The following is a 16,418-nucleotide window of genomic DNA, read 5'->3' on the forward strand; positions in this document are numbered from 1 at the left end:
CAATCCTGAAGGTAGATCGTTGCTTCCAGCGGAGCCTGCCCAACGGGTTCTCCGCGTTGCTGGGCGGCGGTGTAGGCCTCGAGCAGTTGGGCGAACGGTCGCTTTCCGTCATGTCCTTCGGCAACAGCAATAGCCGACATTGCCTCACGCGGGCTGCACGGCATGGTGAACGTGCGCTCGCGGAATTCCTTCATCGGTCCGAAGAGCCCCAATGCTTTTCCTTCCTCATCAGCCCAATCGGGCGGCGACCCATTTGACGAAAGTATGTCAGGCCGAAGGCCGGTTTTCTATCGCCCGTTTGATGTACCAAACCAATGGTCTGCTCCACAAACGGTGGACGTGGCTGCGTCCACCAAGGGGCATCTGTCAGCCCCTGAAGTGGCAGGCCCGAGCCCATAGACTCTAACCGAGGTAATGATGCATTGCGTCGGCAAGAGGTCGGGCCTTTCCGTGAACCAGGTAGTAGCCATGATTGTCGTCGGCGTATTCCCCCTCGTATCTGAGAAGCGGAAAATGCAGCAGGCCATCGCCGGTGGCGATCATGCCGGGGTGTGGGTCATCGACGTGCAGCGTTCCGTGGGCGCACCAGCGTTTGTCACTTGAGCTTGAACCCGTCCGTGCCCGCGACGTCAAGGGTGAAATCGACAACTTTGCCGTTTGTCGTGGGCAAATCGACATTGGTGCCCAACGGATTCATCGCCTGATGTGCGCCCGTCGCTGAAACCTGCGACCAAATTTCGCTGGATTCGCGCTCGCGAAACGGCTCCTTCCAATTGGTGTGGTTGACGATGATCTCTCCGGTGAACATATCGCCCTGGGGGAGATCGTAGTAACCTACCCGCTGCCATCCCCGATACACATGCACCTGGTTACAGCCAGTGCCCGAGGTGCCTTTCACTTGGGCTAAATAGACTTGCCACAGTTCTGGGTCGTGAGCGCCGTTCTCGGCGTGGATTTTCCAGCTTGCGCAGGTGTAGTAGCTGGCGCTGAAGGGGAACGCTGTCTCCCGCAATTTCGCGATTGTCTTCTGCTCAGCAGCATTCCATTTCGACTCTGCCATTGGCAGCAGCACGACGAGTGATCCGATCAAGGCGATGCAACCGATGCCGACCGCGACGTTGCGCCCCTGCCAGGGTCGACGGACCACCAAGAAGAGTCCAAGCAGCAGTACCAGGGGAACAAGCCCACCCAGATAGGTCGCCCAAAAATGATCCATGATCCCACGGACCTTCGGCTCATATACCCCTGGACTGGCTTTCAGCACAAACGTTTTCGTCATCAGGAACTGACCGATGAGGAACGGCACCAAGACGGTGATTGCGAGGGCCGCGGTCGCCAAAATGGCCAAAGTATCTCCGGCGCTGCGTTCTTCAGCGGCCCGACGGATGGCTTGACGGGCCTCTTCGGCCTGTTGGTCGGCGCGTCTGCGTTCTTGTTCGGCTCGCTCGGCGGCACGCTTGCGCTCGCCCTCCTCGACGGCCGCGGCGGCCGCTTGCCGATAGGTTGCGGCGAGGTCAGCGGTGGTCACGGCCAGCGATTTCAACGCCATTTCGTCGGGGTCGACATTCGTCGGCGAGCCGGTGTTGTTGGAAGGATGTGATCGTGCGGTGGCGCACAGATCGGCGAACCATGGCGGAGATGACGCGTTGGTTTTCGCGAATTCTTCACGGATTCCAGTGGCACACGCCGGCGATAGCAGCGCGGCACGGCCCATCCCCCGCGCCAGGATCGTGGTCGCGGGCAGGCCGTCCCGGACCACGGAGCCAACATCCACGCCGTCGACCCACTGGGAGGCGGCCGTGCTGATTTGCGCGCGTGCTCGCTCGATTTGCTGGTCGAGCTGGTCTGCGAAACGTGACAAGCTGGCCAATGCGTAGTACTCGCTGGACTGCGCCGTAGGGCCTTTATTGTCGTCACGTCGGCTTTCTGCCAGGGCAGCAACAACATTGGGTGTCAGCGCCGAGAGTAGTGGGTCGTCCTCCCACCGCCCCGCTGCTTTCAAGTATTGCTCGGCCAACGTACCCGCGGTGATCTGGACACCCCGAAAGATCAGGTTCTGGTCTTTGCGATAATGAGTTGTGAACTCGATAATCCGTGCATCGCTGCGGGATTGGTCGGCGTGTGTCAAAGGCGTCAACGAGTTGATATCGATCTCGGCGTCGGCGACATCTTCACGAATCCAAGTGCGCAGCGCCGCGCATTCCTCCTCCGAGGTAAAGACACGGGCAGCAGCATCCCAGTTGGTGACCATGTGGGAGGCGAGTTCGACAGGGTCGTTAAAGCGGCGCCCGTCAACGAAACGGTAGGGCCGCACGGAACGATTCTGTGCACCCTGTTGCGGTTTCAGGGATGCCACCGGTGGCGAATCACCGGCCAGCCACGCCCGTATCTGCGGTGCCGCCCACCGACTGTCGGCGTCATGGGTCAGCAGGCCGCGGCACAACAGGTTCCAGCGCTCGTCGCGGATCATCGACAAATCGATCGCGCCCATCGTGATCGCGTGACGGATCCTGTTTTCATCACGCAGGGGGTGGCCGCGGCCGTCTTTGAAAGGATGTGCTCCGGTGAGCACTTCGCATAGCGTCATACCCAGCGCCCACCAGTCGCGTGGGGCACCGGCGTCGCTCATATTCAACGTCTCCGGCGACTGATAGATCAACGTTCCTTTGAGTCCGCCCGTCGTTTCGCGCCGAGACTGTAATAAATCGGCGAGTTCTGCCGCAATGCCTAGATCAGCCAGCACCAAGTCCAACGGTTTACGGCGGCGGATCAGGATGTTGGCCGGCTTGATGTCGCGGTGCACGATGTGCAGCTGAGTGTGGATGTAGTCCAGTGCGTCGGTCATCTCGATGAGGATGTCGCGGGCCAGCCCGGTCATCACCCCGTCTGCACGCTGCAGCAGTGTTTCCAGCGATCCCTCGGGCAGGTAGTCCATCACCTCGATAAACCGCGGTGTTCTCCACCCCGTGTAGGTCGAACGGGTCACGGGCAGCACATGAGCGGGATCAGCGGTGGCCAGTTGCTGCACGAAAGACTGGGGCAGTGTGATCCCTCGCCGGTAGATTTTGACCACCTTGAGCAACCCGTCGCGTCGACGACTGATGAGCGCGACGTCGGCCTCACCGCCAGCACCGAGCTCTTCGGCGATATCGTATTCGCGCGCAAGATAATCCGGCAGCACGATGTCGCTGTCGCGATCCGACGGACCCCCAGAGCCCTCGGCGGTGGCCACGAGCCCCTGCGGGCCGCCGTCTCGAGTCGTCGATGATCGGCCATCGCGCGTAGTCGCCGACCGTGGATCGCGAATGGTCGGTGGGCGCGCGTCACGGGTAGTCGGCGGACGTGCATCACGCGTTGTCGATGGCCGGTCGGGTCGTCCAATCTCAGTCTTATCACCCGACGAGAACGCGCCACCGCGGTTCGCATCCTGATTCATGAATTTCCGCTTTCGGATCGGGGTTTGACGTGGCGCTCATCCGCAACTGCAAATTGCGCAGGCGCTTGGCCCGGCTCGTCGACGAGCCGGTGATGTTGGGCGCCGGCGGCGTTCTTTGTGGCGAAGGCAGTCGCCGGCGGCTCGACGAGAATCAGCGAGAAGTTGTCGTCGGCGCCGTTGGCCCGGGTGGTGTCGATGATGGATGTGGCGCACTGGCGGGGGCTGGGCTGCAGGGCGGCGGCGCGTAGACTCGCTGGCGACAATCCACTGCTGACACCGTCCGAACAGATCAGGTAGGCGGCTCCGTCGCGGGGAAACGCCTGCAGGTGAGGCTCAATAGGTGCAGTCTGGCCCAGCGACTGGGTGACTACGTTGCTCGGTCTCCCATTGGAGTCCAGAACCGCGTCGTCGATGGAGACTTGTTGCAAGAAACCGCTGCCGATGCTGTAGACGCGACTGTCTCCGACGTTGAAGGCGATCACCTCGGCGTCGAGCACGCAAACACCGGCGATGGTGGTGCCTAGACCGCGAAGCTCGGGGTCGGCGCCGACCTGATGGACACGTTCGCTCGCCTCCGTGAGCGTCGCAGCGATGTCGGCTTGTGTGCGCCAGGCTGTTGCGCAGTCGGCGATGACCGCCAATGCGACTCGACTTGCCAGATCGCCGCCGGCGTGGCCGCCCATACCGTCGGCGACTGCGCATACGAACGGCGTCACGTCATCGAAATGCATCGTCACCAGTACGCCGGCTATTGTTTGGCACGTCCATCCGGCGACCAGCAGAGCATCCTCGTTGTGGGAACGCCGCAACCCGGTGTCGGTGAACGCGGTCACCGTGAGGGCGGTCATGCCTGGGCCATTCGTATTCTGACGCTCGCGCGGAGCCGGTTGCCGAATCCAAGGACGTCTCCGTCGCCGAGGGCATGTGGCCTGCCCGGGACCGTCACGACCCCGTTGACCGTGGTCCCGTTGGTGGAATGGACGTCTTCAACGAACAATTGGCCGTCCTCAAGACTGATGCGGGCATGCGCGCGCGACACGTTGTCGTACGTGTCGATTTGGGGTCCGCATTCTGCGCCGAAGTCGCGGCCTATCGTCAGGCCTGCCGGCGGTATGGCCACTGCGCCCCAGGGGAATTCGAGTACTCCGCCCACGGCCGTTTGGCCCGACAGCGCGGCGGCTCCGGATGGCGCGCCCGACGCCGCGCGATACGCAGTCACTTCGCGCTGGACAGCGTCGGGCGGCGAGCCTGCGTGCAGGGGGCACGGCAGCGGCATACCGCAGCCTGGGGCAGGGCACGTCGCTGCCGGCCCGACAGGTGTCGCTACATAAGGCTGTAAGGCTTCGAAACAGCCGGGGATGCAGGCTTGCCCGGTAACCGGCCCATGCGCCGGACACATCATTGCGGCCGCCATGACACCCCTCCTAGGGTGACGCCATCCTTGCGCAGGGCTGTTTCCAGGCGCTGCATGTCCCCTCGCCCGGGTATACCGACCATCCACACCTGTCCGTCGGTGACACTGAACTGCATCTGCGGTGTGCTGGCGGTGGCCTCAACGTACTGTCGGTAGATCAGCCGTCCGCGTGTGGTCAACGGGACGAGGCGCTGATTGTGCGAACCTCGCCAGAGCAGGGCGGTGGGTTCGGTGATCCGAAAGGGCTCGGTGATGATCGCATCGATGCTATCGCGTGCCCACGAACACCTTTCGTGAAATGAATTCTCATCAAGACCGGTAAAACACAGGATGTCACCACTGAACACGCGGTCGGCGCGCAGCTCGTGGATACCTTGGACGAGGAGATGCAATGATTCGGCTTGCTCGGTGGGTTCCCCTCCGCTGATGGTGATTCCGTCGACGGGCCCGGTCGTACAGGCTTGGGTTAGCCATGCCAGCACCTCGCCTATGGCCAAGTTCTTGCCCCCGTGGGGATTCCAGGTGTCGCGTGACACGCACCCCGGGCATCCGATGGTGCAGCCCTGCACCCAGATGCCCGCCCGTGTCCCGGGCCCCAATACCGTCACTGGGTAGTGCAGGCGTGAGATGTTGATGTTCATCGCACCTCCAGTTCCCAGTTCTGGCCCAGCTTCTTAGCGTGGGTGATTTCTAACGGCACTTGACCGGTACCGGTTTCGGCAAAAAGCGCCCGTGATAGCGGGTTGATCAAAATGGTCTCGATAGCAGAGGCCACTCCGCGGCCGCCGTTGGCGCAGTCCGCGGTCGCGGCCGCGCGGATGACTTCGCGCGCCTCCGGGGACATTTCGATCGGGGCGCCCACGCGTTTCGACGCGGCCTCGAGCGCCCGCGAGATGGAGCCGTCGGCAATCTTGTCTAAGGTATCGGGCCGGAGGAAGTCGAAGACCACGACACCTTCTCGGAGCCGGTTGTAGAGCTCGGGCCGGCCTAGATGTTCGCGAAAATAGACTTCGATGTATTCGCGTACCTTGATGTCGATCGTTTCAGGTGAATCAGCCATGGTGACGTTGTTTGCTGGCGCGCCGTCTGGGCCGCGCACCACGATGCCGAGATTGGTGGTGAAGACAATGATCGACTCGGTGAAATGCACTGTCGCGCCGCGTCCATCGGTCAGTCGGCCGTCGTCGAGGATCTGCAGGAATTTGTCGAGAATTCTCGGATGGGCTTTTTCGATTTCGTCGAACAGGATCACCTGGAAGGGCCTGGAGCGCACACCGTTGGTGAGTTCCCCGCCGGCGTCGAACCCGACGTAGCCCGGTGGCGCGCCGATGAGGCGGGCCTCGTTCTGTTCGGCGGCGAACTCGCTCATGTCGAATCGCAAGTAGGCGTTGTCGTCTCCGAACACGATGTCGGCAATCGCTTTGGCCAGTTCGGTCTTGCCCACACCGGTGGGGCCAGCGAAGAACAGCACACCACGCGGCCGACCGGATGGGCCCCGCAGGTGCGCGCCGCCTAGTCCCATTGCCGCGCGTTTAAGCAGATCCAGTGTGCGCATCACGGCGTGCGGCTGACCCAATACCCGCTGCGGAAGTTCCTTGTCGGCCTCGACGATCCGTTCGCGTAGTTCCGGTTTGATCCACGGGTTGTCCGGTACACCGACCCGATACGTGCGTACCGCGTCGGCGATCGAGGTAGCCGGCAGGCCACTGGCCGAGGCCAGGGCGCAGATGTCACGGATCGCCCGGCAATGCATCCCATGGGTCAGTTCAGCGAAGACAGCGACCAAACCTCGTGCCTCATCATCAGCGGCGGGAAACCCCTCCACCCGCGGCAGCATCGCCTCACACATCTGCATCCGAGCGGCCAGGTCCGGTGCGGGCACTACGGTGCTACGAATGGCATGGTTGCCCGGGCTGAACCAGGCGGGTAGCTCGCCCGGTCGGTCGATGAGCCACAGGATCACCGGGTAGCTTGCGGCGAAACGCCGCGCGCTGTACGCCATCTGGCTGGCTGCAGCCAGAAAGGTGCGTTGTTCTTCGTTGAGCCGGTCATCGAACAGCCGACCGGCATCAGGAAACATCAGAGCGATCGGGGCACCCGGGTCGACACCCGGCTGCACATGGGTGATCGCTTCAAGTAACTGCCGCAATAGATCCCACGACAACTTTCGGCCCAACTCAAGCTTTGGAACGGCCTGCAGGACCCGAGTAGCGTCGGGCTGAAAGCTGCCACTGGAATCAGCAGCGACCGCTAGACCCGCCGCATGAGTGTAGGTAAGCAGCGCCGCGAATCCCTGGCGGCGCAAGGTAAACCAGACCGCGTCGGTAATCGACATCGGCCAGCGGCGTCCGTCCGGGTCGTCGAGCAGATACATGTCACGCACGTTGCCGCTCAAGATCAGCTGCGGATGCATCCGGATAGCCACGTCGATCTCACGCAGCCACGGCGGGCGGCAATCCACGTCAGCCGCGGTCATCGCGACTGCTCCATCTCGTTGAAAGAATCCGCGTATGTATCCACCTGACCCGGTTCTGCGGTTCCCGCACCGAGTGTTTCGTCAGACACTTGTTGCACGTTGAAATCCCCGGGCGCGTTGCGGATATCGACATCGAGCAGCACGCCGTCACGCTTGGCGAGCGCGGTCACGGTTTCGAGCGCCGCACAAAACTGACGTTCAGCGTCGGCATCCTCTTGTGCACTGGTCAGCGCCCTATCGGATTTGACGGCCTGCGCGGTGAACCGGTTCAAGCCAGGCTCCAACCGGACCTTGATGCCATAACGCGACGCGCCGTTGCGCGCATAGCCCGTGGCGTCCGCCCCCGACAAGTGAGTGGAGAATTCCGGCCCGATGCTGTATCCGAGCTCTCTGAGTGCTGCCGTCATTACGGTGACGACATGGAGTCGGTCGGCGTCGGCGTCGGCCTGCTCGACCGCAGCATCCACCAGTCCCGGCAGTTCGATGGGCACGCTCGTCGCCTCACCCTGTATCAAGTGGGCGATCCGAGCGCGCAGACGCTCCCCGGAATCGCCCGGCACCTCGGCAACACGAGCCTGCAGCGACACCAAATCCGCTCGGGCGGCCTGGATTTGGCGGATACGTGCGGTGGCGCTGCGCGCGTCGGTGACCACAAGGTCCAACTCAGCCATCAGCAAGTCGATCCTCGACCCCGAGGAAGCAGCGGCGATGTCGCTGATCAGATCATCCACCCGCGACGCGTCGTGGTCGAGTTCGGCGAGTTCGTCAAGGCGCCGCCGGACACGCTGCTCGACGCGTGCCCGATCGACGGTGGTCGTGGCCGGCGGGGTTGATGACGTGGCGGGCTGTTGTTGGGCTGACGGATGCACTTGCGCGGCCTCAGGCGCGGCTGTCTCGAGGTGATCGCGGATGCGGGCGATGCAGGCGGCGGCGCGGCGAGCGGCAACGCGCTCGCGAGAGACTCTCGCCTCTGCGAGGGCAGCGCTGGTGGCAGCGCGAAGTTCTGCGGTGGCGCGATGCACCGCCGCAGAATCCGCTCCGGCGGCTAACGGTACTGGCGGTAGGTAGCTCGGTTTCTGCCCACACGCCACCCCAGCAGCCGCCAGCAACACCGCCGCCGAATCCCAGGCGCTGAGCGCCGTCGCGTAATCAGCCCTTGCATCACGAAGCAGTCGCGATTCCCGTTGCGCCGCGGTCTCAACCTGATACGAGCCGCCCTTTGGCCCGCTCATCTATCGCACCCCCCGGGCAAGATCATCGCCGCCGGATAAGCGGCGCGCACACCGCGCGTGCGGCGAAATATGCTCCGCAAAACACGACGATCAGGACCACGCCGCTGTAGTTCGCCCCTCCGCAGCCGCGATCTACCGCGGCACCGTAGATGCTCTGCATCCCGAACGCCACACCCGCCACCCCGAGCACTGCGTCGCTGGCGGCGGCGACCAGCCAACCCAACAACGACGCGCCGGCAATCATCAGCGCCAACGCCCCCAGATTCACTGACGAATCTCCGGCGATGAAGGTCGACGCGGCCACAAGAATCTGCAACGCGCCGAACGCTGCCAACCCGGTCGCCGAATGGAACGATTGCCGCCTCATCACGAAGCGGGCGATATACATCGCGCCTGAAACCGCAACAAGCAACAGCACCGCAGCGAACCGCAATGGCGGCGGCGGCCCTGGTAGGCATCCGTTCGACCGCACGAATGCCACCGCAGCCGGTACGAACGCGACAATCCCCAACAAGGAATAGAACCAGCCAGCAACCCGTGACAGCCAATCCCCGGCCGCTGCGAACACCGCCCCAGCGATACCCATTCCGATGGCGACCGACACCGCACCGTCGACCGACCCACCGCTGGTTGAGGAGAGTCCCGCGAGTGCGACCGCCCCCATCAATCCCTGAACGAAGGCTCCGAATGTCGGCTGTTGCCGCACGGCAGAGGTGCCCTGCCACCGCGCACTCACCGTAGTCTCCGCGGCGCATTGCCGACATCGAGCAGCTCACTGGAAGTGACCATCACCCAGCCGCCGGCTGGGCGATCAACTGAGTCATGCCGGTGATGGTCGCACATGATGGGCAAACGTCTATTGCTTTTGTGCAATGGCGTCGACCCCTCCCGCGACGCCAGGCTGCGACGAGACGACAGACCCTCCCGCCGTGGCGGATGGGGATGAAGTCAATTGCCCTAGATGGGGGAGGGACTAACGCCCTGTCTGTAGCTCGCCGAAGCGCCTCGACGAAGGTCAGAGCTTTGCCGCACCAGCTCCCGCGCACGCCAGCAAGCGGGCTCCTGTCGATACGCTGCTGGTCCTCCAAGGTCGAATAGCGCGAATTACCACGCCGCGCACGATCTTTCGACTTCACGCCGACAAATACGCCACCGCCCGTGCGGTCGCCCGACACCCCCTCTGCATCGCATCGACGGCGCAGCAATGCCGCCTGCCGGCATTGCGGTAAAACAATGCGGCGGCCGGGCTCGCATCTAACCTTATCCACGCGGACAGCGATAGACGCCTACCAGCTCGATCCGCAGGGAGTCGGTGGCTAGTTCGCCGCAAACTGTTTGGACAGTGAGTTGTGGCCAGACGGCAATTAAGAAGGGAACGACAGCGTGCGATGGGTGATCGTCTTTACAGTTGGGTTCCTCATCACAGCCCTGACGGGCGCGGTGATCCAAACACAAGTCCTGCATAACACGACACCAATTGCGCAACGCGACGTAGCATCGGACCTCGTCATCGGCGGCGACGCCCGCCACCCTGCCCCACCGCTCTGCAATAAGCGCACCGAACTCTAGGAAATGGACGGAAAACTGATGACTGACACTGCCTCTTATGAAGACAGCTCACTTGACCGTGCTGCGCTGAGCCAGCTTGCGCACCGCGCAGCGCAGCAGACACCGCTCAAGCCCGACCCGAGAATCGTCTACTACGACCGCGAAGCCCAAAATAGCGTGGAGGTGTTGGGTCCGCACTGGGTGCTGGCCCACCGATGGGAACGGTCTGAGGACCAGCCCAACGACGCCGTGATCGAAGAAGGCAGCGCTAACGCGATCTACGCGCTTCTGCCCAGCGGCGAACTGGTGCTCGTCAAGTTGTTCGAAGAGCTTCGAATAAGCACCACAGGAGCCTGGAAAAAAGAGACCAACAGACACGACAGGCAGCCGATGAGCGATTTCGACATCGAAAGCTTCGACCGTGAGCGAAAATACTACGATCGCAGTTATCCACCCGCTAACCGTCTATGGGGTGACTTACACCGAAGCGAAGATCGTGGCGAATTGCTGCACGATACGAAGGGTGCCGGTCTTTTAGCGCTGCTGGAAGCCATCCGCACCGGTGAAGCCGATCTTCCCCGCCCTTCTCAGTTCCACACAGTGCAAACACCTCCCCCCACACCACCGGTCCAACCGAGTCAGGCCTCCATCGCGGCAGGAAATGGCGGATTTGACGTCTGGGCAAGACTGCCGCCGGTAGTGAAAGGAGCCATTATCTCCGGCGTGCTCGGCCTAATCCTCGCATTTGCTATCGGTGGCAAACTTGCGCCCCTCATCGTCGTAGCCGCGGTAACGATGGGAGTGATGATCGGCTGGTTCTTTACCTATTAGGTATCTTCGCCTCCGGCGGACCAGGGACTTTCGCCCTGACACCGACACGGCCGCAAGACCACTGCTGGGTCGAAGGCGTCCTGGAATTTGCGCTCGAGCCGATTCGTCACGCGAGACTGCAAGTTAGGTCAGCCTGGCTGGGCATTTGCCGTAAAAGGCTGCCCCCGGTTTGGTTGACTCCTGACCTGTCAGAATTCCTCCTTGCTGGAAGGATCAACCTCGCGCCTAAGCCGTTTCCCGCCGAGTTCCGAGCCGATGTCATCATCGCCGTGGCCCGCAAGGGTGAGGCGCCGTTGCGCCAGATCGCGAAGGACTTCGGGAGGCATGACTCAGTTGATCGCCGAGATAGCGGCTGACTGATGGTCATTTCCGGTGCGCTACGCGGCTGCACTCCTAAGCGGTGATAGTCGCACATCGTCGGTAGTCGTCTATTGCTTTTGTGCAATGGCATCGACCCGCCTTCGTCGGTCGCCCGATTTGGAGGCGCTGGCATGACCTATCCAGTAATCGGACCGGTGAGATGTCGTCCGTTTGACTGATACCGCGACGTGTCGAACAAATGTACGATCACTTGTGATGGGGCGTCATCCATACGGGTCGGTCTCCACTGACCGCTCACCCTGGTGGCGGTGTGCTGCAGCGGAATTCCCCACGGATAACAACGAAAGGGCGATGTGCGTACACCCATTCGGCATGGCGAGATCTTGCTGCTCCCCGTCACGGCGGCGCCTATGGGCAGCGCCCGGCAGGTGACTGAGTGCATCGTCGGTCACAGCGAGTCCGGGCATCACCACGTCCTGGAAAGCGACGTCGTATTCACCGAGATTGTTGCCGCCGACGGCGAGCGCTACGTCGACTTGGACGTCCCCACTGCGCTGCGCCACCGCAAGACCTACCAGCAACACCGTGAACTCACCGTGCCCAGAGGCGCCTGGCGGATCATTCGCAAGACGGAGTTTGACGTTCGCGATGCTCCTGAGCAGCCGGAATCCGCTGTGCCTCAGCGGCTTTCTCACCCTGTGCGCTCCTTCGAACCGGTGGCGCCATCTCGTGCTGTCCGCTGGGTCCGCGACTGAGGGAGGTGTTCGATGAGCGGGTTATTGTCGCCCTTGTCGCCGAATTCTGTCGACGCCGCGGGGTCGACCAGATGTGCCGGATCAGGTTCGTCCCGAATCTACGGACCGCATTTGAAATCGTCGCTCTCAAGGGCCCCGACGAGCGGTGGAGAAATATCGTCGCCCGTCCGTGTGACGGCGATTTGCCGGACGTAGCCGACGACTACGGGCCGGCAGCGGCGGACCGCAGCGCCTACGAGCACGAGCTGCAGAGCTACGACCGGCAGCAGCTGTCCGCACTGGCGAAGCGGAAACGCTGGTGGCTCAATCATATCGTGGTGTCCGGCAACCACTGGGCGCGAACGTCGCAGACGATGCGGGCGGCCCGGGACCTCGGACTCGGTTGGATTGTTCCCGCCAGCCGGGACCTGCTGATCGTTTCGAGACCCAGACTTAGATGTCTTGAAGAACGACCCGACGTGCTGCACAACGACACCGGACTTATGGCTATCGAATGGCAAGACGGGTCGGGCGCATACTTCCTGCGGGGCACAGCATTCGATTCGGCTCTCTACTTCGATGTCGTCGACGGACGGCTGACCCTCGAGCAGGTCGCTTCACTGCCCAGCGCCGATCAACGCTCAGTCGCGTTGAGCTACTTACGTTTCGAGCAACTCCTCAGCAGTTCCCACGCGCGCCTGCTCGACTCGGGAGAGAAGGGCACCACGTTATATCGGCTTTCCCTGCCAGACGCCATTGCGCGCGACCGCGTCCGCGGTTACGGCCGCTACGACTACTTCATCCACATGCGCGATGCAAGCCATCCCGAACGTGAATTCATCGAGTGGGTCCATCCCAGGATCGGCGCAATCGGCGACGCAGAACTATGCCAGGCCCATGCCTTCGGCATCACCCGCGACGAATGGCTTTCTATCTCCCAAGAGGGCTAGGGGGCCGAACTGCCCCAGACCCAATCCCGGCAATCAGCTTGACAGAACCCGACGTTCAAGACGAAGGGCACGTCGTACAGTGGCGCAGATGCCGTCAGTAGAAGATGTCCCTGGGCCCGCCGCCGCAACCGCCTTGGTCGGGAGACAGCACTTGTACAAAGCCTTGGATCAATTGGCTGCAACTAGCTCCGCCAGTCCATCGCCCAGGTCCAAAAGGGCTCGGGCTGTGACCCCACGACTGGGCGTAGAACGTGCCGTCAGCAAACGACTCGCCGCGACAATACCTGCCGCCACCAGAAACGTGCTCACGGTAGTCACCACCGGGGCACCAATTGACACCCCCGTTGGGGATGTGCGGATCAGGGTCGGCGAAGGCGGGGGGTGTGTGCGTGATTGCCGCGATTACGGTGATCGCCGCAGCGGCCATCGCAACTGTCGTTCTCGTTGCTGCGGTCAATTCGATCCCTTCGCTAGTAACCGATTTGGAGGCCTGAGCAGATTCGCCTGACGTGGGCAAAGCTACCACTTTCAGGGCACCGGCAAGTCTTAGTCGCACGACATTCAGTCGAACAACTGACAGGGTTCATCGGCCTGATCACGCCAGGCAGTCAGTGGTCAGTGGACAATTGACAGCGGATGACATTCCCGCGTGTTACGTTCCTGGCGTGACCGACACGAGGGAAGTTTTCATCTCCCAGCTTGAGGCCCGCCTGATCACCCAACTCGGGCCGAGGGACCAGGACTGGGGTTCATTCCCGGACGAGAACACGTCGTTTGTGACCTGGCTGCGCGATGGGACGGCATTTATTCATATGAGCGACGATACGAAACTCTCCGTGAGGGTTCCGCTGGTCAGCGGACTTTCGATCTCACGGGAGATTCTGGATTGGATCAGCGGCCGCAATTCTAGACAGTACGCGGGGCATTATTGGTTGCGACCCGGTTCCGACGAGAATCACTGGCAGCTGATTTGCGAGGTGAAATTCCCGTGGGACTGGATGGATCAGCACCTCGCCAATGTCGTTCTGCAATCATGCATCGGTCTTGGCACCGTTCTGAACCGCGACGTGGCGCCCGAATTCATCCAACAGTTTGGTGGCGAGCGATGGTGGGACACTACACATGCCGCAGACATGATGCGTGCCCAAACACTTACTTTGCTGGACTGAGGATTCAGGACCGATCGCAACACCGGAAGGGACAGTGATGGCGAACGAGCACGTCAAGCTGGCCAATCCCCGCCTAGCCGACGGGCACCCGCGACAGGTCGCCCACGAGTTGCTCACCGCGGTGGGCTTGGGCTTCGTTTTCTACGGGCCCGGCGATGCGGTGGCCTGCTTCCAGGCGCTCGCGCAACTGTCACCGGCATTGCGAGACACCGACGGACATAACGAAAGTAGCTACCTCGCAGTCCTACGGGGACGGCCAGGAATCTTCTGGCTGTGCTTTCAAGGGCCGAACGGGTCAGCGATCGCGCTCTGCGTGACCTCGGATGCTGATATCGATTACACGACAGAGCATTTCGCCGCGCGGTTCAACGACGCCAGACCTCCCTGGCAATGGGGCATCTGCACCGGCGGCGGTAACGTCCACGCCGACTGCGCGCGGATCATCGACTCCGCCGAGGTCGTCGAACTACACGCCCTGCCCGGTTTGCAGCACATCCCCGCCGACGTATCGGGGGAATTGCCCACCGAACTGGCAGCAGGCCTCGCCCAGCGGGGCTGGGAACCCGCCGGAAGCGGACTGAAGAAAGATATCGCCCTGATCGGTGGAGGAATGCAAACCGCGTTTGTTTTCTCCCGCCACAATCAGACGTTTGGCGTCGTAACCCAAATTGGCAACACGGTCAACGGCGTTGTCCCCGAACGACTCCGCGCTCGCCAGGAAGCCCCTTACATCGTAGAAGCGGCCGGCGACCTGGTGGTGATGTGCCAACCGATCGCATTCGACGACCCCACCGCAATACCGGAATACGTCGATGCCGCCGGCAACGTCCTGGTCACCTATGCCGTCGCCCCACACATCACGCTGGGCAGCCTAACAACACCCGCCGAACACGCCGCACCACCACTGCCTCAACCTCCGCCATCCCCGACGACGCCCACCGCGGAAACTGGCAGCGATCTCGCCTATTCGGCTCCCACCGCTCCGCTGGTCACTCCGCCGCGCCCGGTCGTCGCTCCCCCTCCGCCGCGGTCATACGTGACCCCGAGTTCCCCAGCACCTAACAAGAGCCCCGCTGGGCCGCCCAGCCAACGACTCATCATCGCCGCCATCGCGGCGGTCGCCGTTGTGGCCATAACGATCTGGGCCATCACGACGAACACCGAAAAAGAGAACACATCCGCAAAAAACGGTTACTCCACGCCAAGGTCAAACGGGTATGACACGGGCTCACCCTCGCAAGCTTCGCCGGGCGGGGCGGCCCCGACATACCGAGATCCCGTGCAGCAGCTGCGCCAGATCGCTGACGGCGACCATGCATACGTATCCGCGCAACTGGCTGACCACTGGGTTCCGCAGCTCAGCTCCAAGCGTCCTGGCGTCATCGACGAAGGCAGAGTATGGGATAACGCCATGACGCTTCAGGAACACCAACAGCTACGGCAACGGTTCCCGCAGGCGAGGTTGCTTTGGTCGGGTGAATGGTCGACATTCTCCGCGCCAGACTTCTGGGTCACTGTGGTGGGCATTACTTTTCCCAACTCGGCGGGCGCGCTGGCGTGGTGCAGGGATCAAGGATTCGATCGCGACCACTGCATCGCCAAGATTGTCAGCACGACGCATCCGGTTGACGGGAGTACGGCGTATAACTGAGCCGCTGTCGTCGCCGGCCTGTCCACCGATCCAGGATCAGCCCGGACACCTGATGACCCAGGCTTTTCGGCTCAGGTCCGGGTAATCGATTGGCCGATCGCCTATTCGAGCGCGTCGATCGCATCTTCAAGCTCGGCGACCATCCTATGACCGGCGGTCGTCATCACCGGCCCTCGGCCGGATAGACCTGGTTGAGTGTGCGCAGGTCCTCGTCGAATTCGTGCTCGATCATTGCTATAGCAGCTCGTCGATCTGGCGGGTCGACGGATCACCGCCCTGGTCGCGGATCGATCGGCGCACAGCGACGAGCCACGTCAGCGCGGCGTCGATGTCTGGCGAGTGCGCAAGCATCAAGGGTAGAAGTGCCGCCCGACAAGTCGTGGCGGAATCGAGCGGCGGCCGGCGGGGGAGCGTGGTGACGACCGCCGACGACATATGTAGTTGATCAGCGGAGCTGACCACGGGGCATGGTCTTGGGCCGGGAAGCAGGATCACGACTCGGCGCTGACGGTGTGTTCTGAACCGTCATTGGCGGTAGGACCGTTCGGGCCGCCCAATGGGTCGAGCCCGGCGATCCATTGGCGGCGAGACTGATGAAGAAGGCGGCTTCGACTAGGGCCACGGTCAAAGAGACGGCCGTCGAAGACTGAACCAAC

General features: G+C 62.4%; 14 protein-coding genes. 6 read left to right on the forward strand and 8 right to left on the reverse strand.

The genetic code is table 11. The features are described from left to right. Positions 1-212: hypothetical protein (locus AC5Y4T_RS24495; RefSeq protein ID WP_499955885.1), on the reverse strand; the 212-nt coding region annotated here is incomplete at its 3' end. A 256-nt stretch (positions 213-468) separates the two neighbouring features. Here AC5Y4T_RS24495 and AC5Y4T_RS24500 point away from each other — a divergent pair. Further along, positions 469-603 carry a hypothetical protein gene (locus tag AC5Y4T_RS24500; protein WP_499955887.1) on the forward strand — a complete coding sequence of 45 codons (135 nt, stop codon included), beginning with the start codon at positions 469-471 and terminating at the stop codon, positions 601-603. Here the strand turns inward: AC5Y4T_RS24500 and AC5Y4T_RS24505 are convergent. From AC5Y4T_RS24505 to AC5Y4T_RS24535, 7 genes are all read right to left on the reverse strand, one after another. Continuing rightward, a complete protein-coding gene (locus AC5Y4T_RS24505) occupies positions 596-3,232 on the reverse strand; it encodes a protein kinase domain-containing protein (RefSeq protein WP_499955889.1) in 2,637 nt (878 codons plus the stop codon). The two genes, AC5Y4T_RS24500 and AC5Y4T_RS24505, sit on opposite strands and share 8 nt — an antisense overlap. Positions 3,233-3,432: 200 nt before the next feature. Beyond that, positions 3,433-4,284: a PP2C family protein-serine/threonine phosphatase gene (locus AC5Y4T_RS24510; RefSeq protein WP_499955891.1), complete on the reverse strand. Its 852-nt coding sequence runs from the start codon at positions 4,282-4,284 to the stop codon at positions 3,433-3,435. Next, positions 4,281-4,850 carry an FHA domain-containing protein gene (locus AC5Y4T_RS24515; RefSeq protein ID WP_499955893.1) on the reverse strand — a complete coding sequence of 190 codons (570 nt, stop codon included), beginning with the start codon at positions 4,848-4,850 and terminating at the stop codon, positions 4,281-4,283. The genes AC5Y4T_RS24510 and AC5Y4T_RS24515 overlap by 4 nt, the downstream gene beginning before the upstream one ends. Next, positions 4,835-5,491, reverse strand: a complete 657-nt coding sequence (locus tag AC5Y4T_RS24520; protein ID WP_499955895.1) for a 4Fe-4S single cluster domain-containing protein — start codon at positions 5,489-5,491, stop codon at positions 4,835-4,837. Before AC5Y4T_RS24520 ends, AC5Y4T_RS24515 begins: the two co-directional genes overlap by 16 nt. Beyond that, positions 5,488-7,326, reverse strand: a complete 1,839-nt coding sequence (locus tag AC5Y4T_RS24525) for an AAA family ATPase (RefSeq protein ID WP_499955897.1) — start codon at positions 7,324-7,326, stop codon at positions 5,488-5,490. Before AC5Y4T_RS24525 ends, AC5Y4T_RS24520 begins: the two co-directional genes overlap by 4 nt. Continuing rightward, positions 7,323-8,348, reverse strand: a complete 1,026-nt coding sequence (locus AC5Y4T_RS24530) for a hypothetical protein (RefSeq protein ID WP_499955899.1) — start codon at positions 8,346-8,348, stop codon at positions 7,323-7,325. Before AC5Y4T_RS24530 ends, AC5Y4T_RS24525 begins: the two co-directional genes overlap by 4 nt. Before the next feature lie 232 nt (positions 8,349-8,580). Beyond that, positions 8,581-9,264 (reverse strand): hypothetical protein, encoded by a 684-nt coding sequence (locus AC5Y4T_RS24535; protein ID WP_499955901.1) that lies wholly within the window; start codon positions 9,262-9,264, stop codon positions 8,581-8,583. A gap of 881 nt (positions 9,265-10,145) precedes the next feature. Here AC5Y4T_RS24535 and AC5Y4T_RS24540 point away from each other — a divergent pair. From AC5Y4T_RS24540 to AC5Y4T_RS24560, 5 genes are all read left to right on the forward strand, one after another. Next, on the forward strand, positions 10,146-10,937 hold the full coding sequence (locus AC5Y4T_RS24540) for a hypothetical protein (protein WP_499955903.1): 792 nt from the start codon (positions 10,146-10,148) through the stop codon (positions 10,935-10,937). A gap of 731 nt (positions 10,938-11,668) precedes the next feature. Continuing rightward, positions 11,669-12,013 (forward strand): DUF8820 family protein, encoded by a 345-nt coding sequence (locus AC5Y4T_RS24545; RefSeq protein ID WP_499955905.1) that lies wholly within the window; start codon positions 11,669-11,671, stop codon positions 12,011-12,013. A gap of 5 nt (positions 12,014-12,018) precedes the next feature. Then, positions 12,019-12,942 (forward strand): hypothetical protein, encoded by a 924-nt coding sequence (locus AC5Y4T_RS24550; RefSeq protein WP_499955907.1) that lies wholly within the window; start codon positions 12,019-12,021, stop codon positions 12,940-12,942. A gap of 665 nt (positions 12,943-13,607) precedes the next feature. After that, entirely contained in the window at positions 13,608-14,111 is a 504-nt protein-coding gene (locus AC5Y4T_RS24555; RefSeq protein WP_499955909.1) for a hypothetical protein, read from the forward strand. Between the two features lie 37 nt (positions 14,112-14,148). Continuing rightward, positions 14,149-15,762: a hypothetical protein gene (locus AC5Y4T_RS24560; RefSeq protein WP_499955911.1), complete on the forward strand. Its 1,614-nt coding sequence runs from the start codon at positions 14,149-14,151 to the stop codon at positions 15,760-15,762. The last annotated feature ends 656 nt before the right edge of the window (positions 15,763-16,418 follow it).

It is taken from the genome of Mycobacterium sp. NGS11 (genome assembly GCF_059813315.1).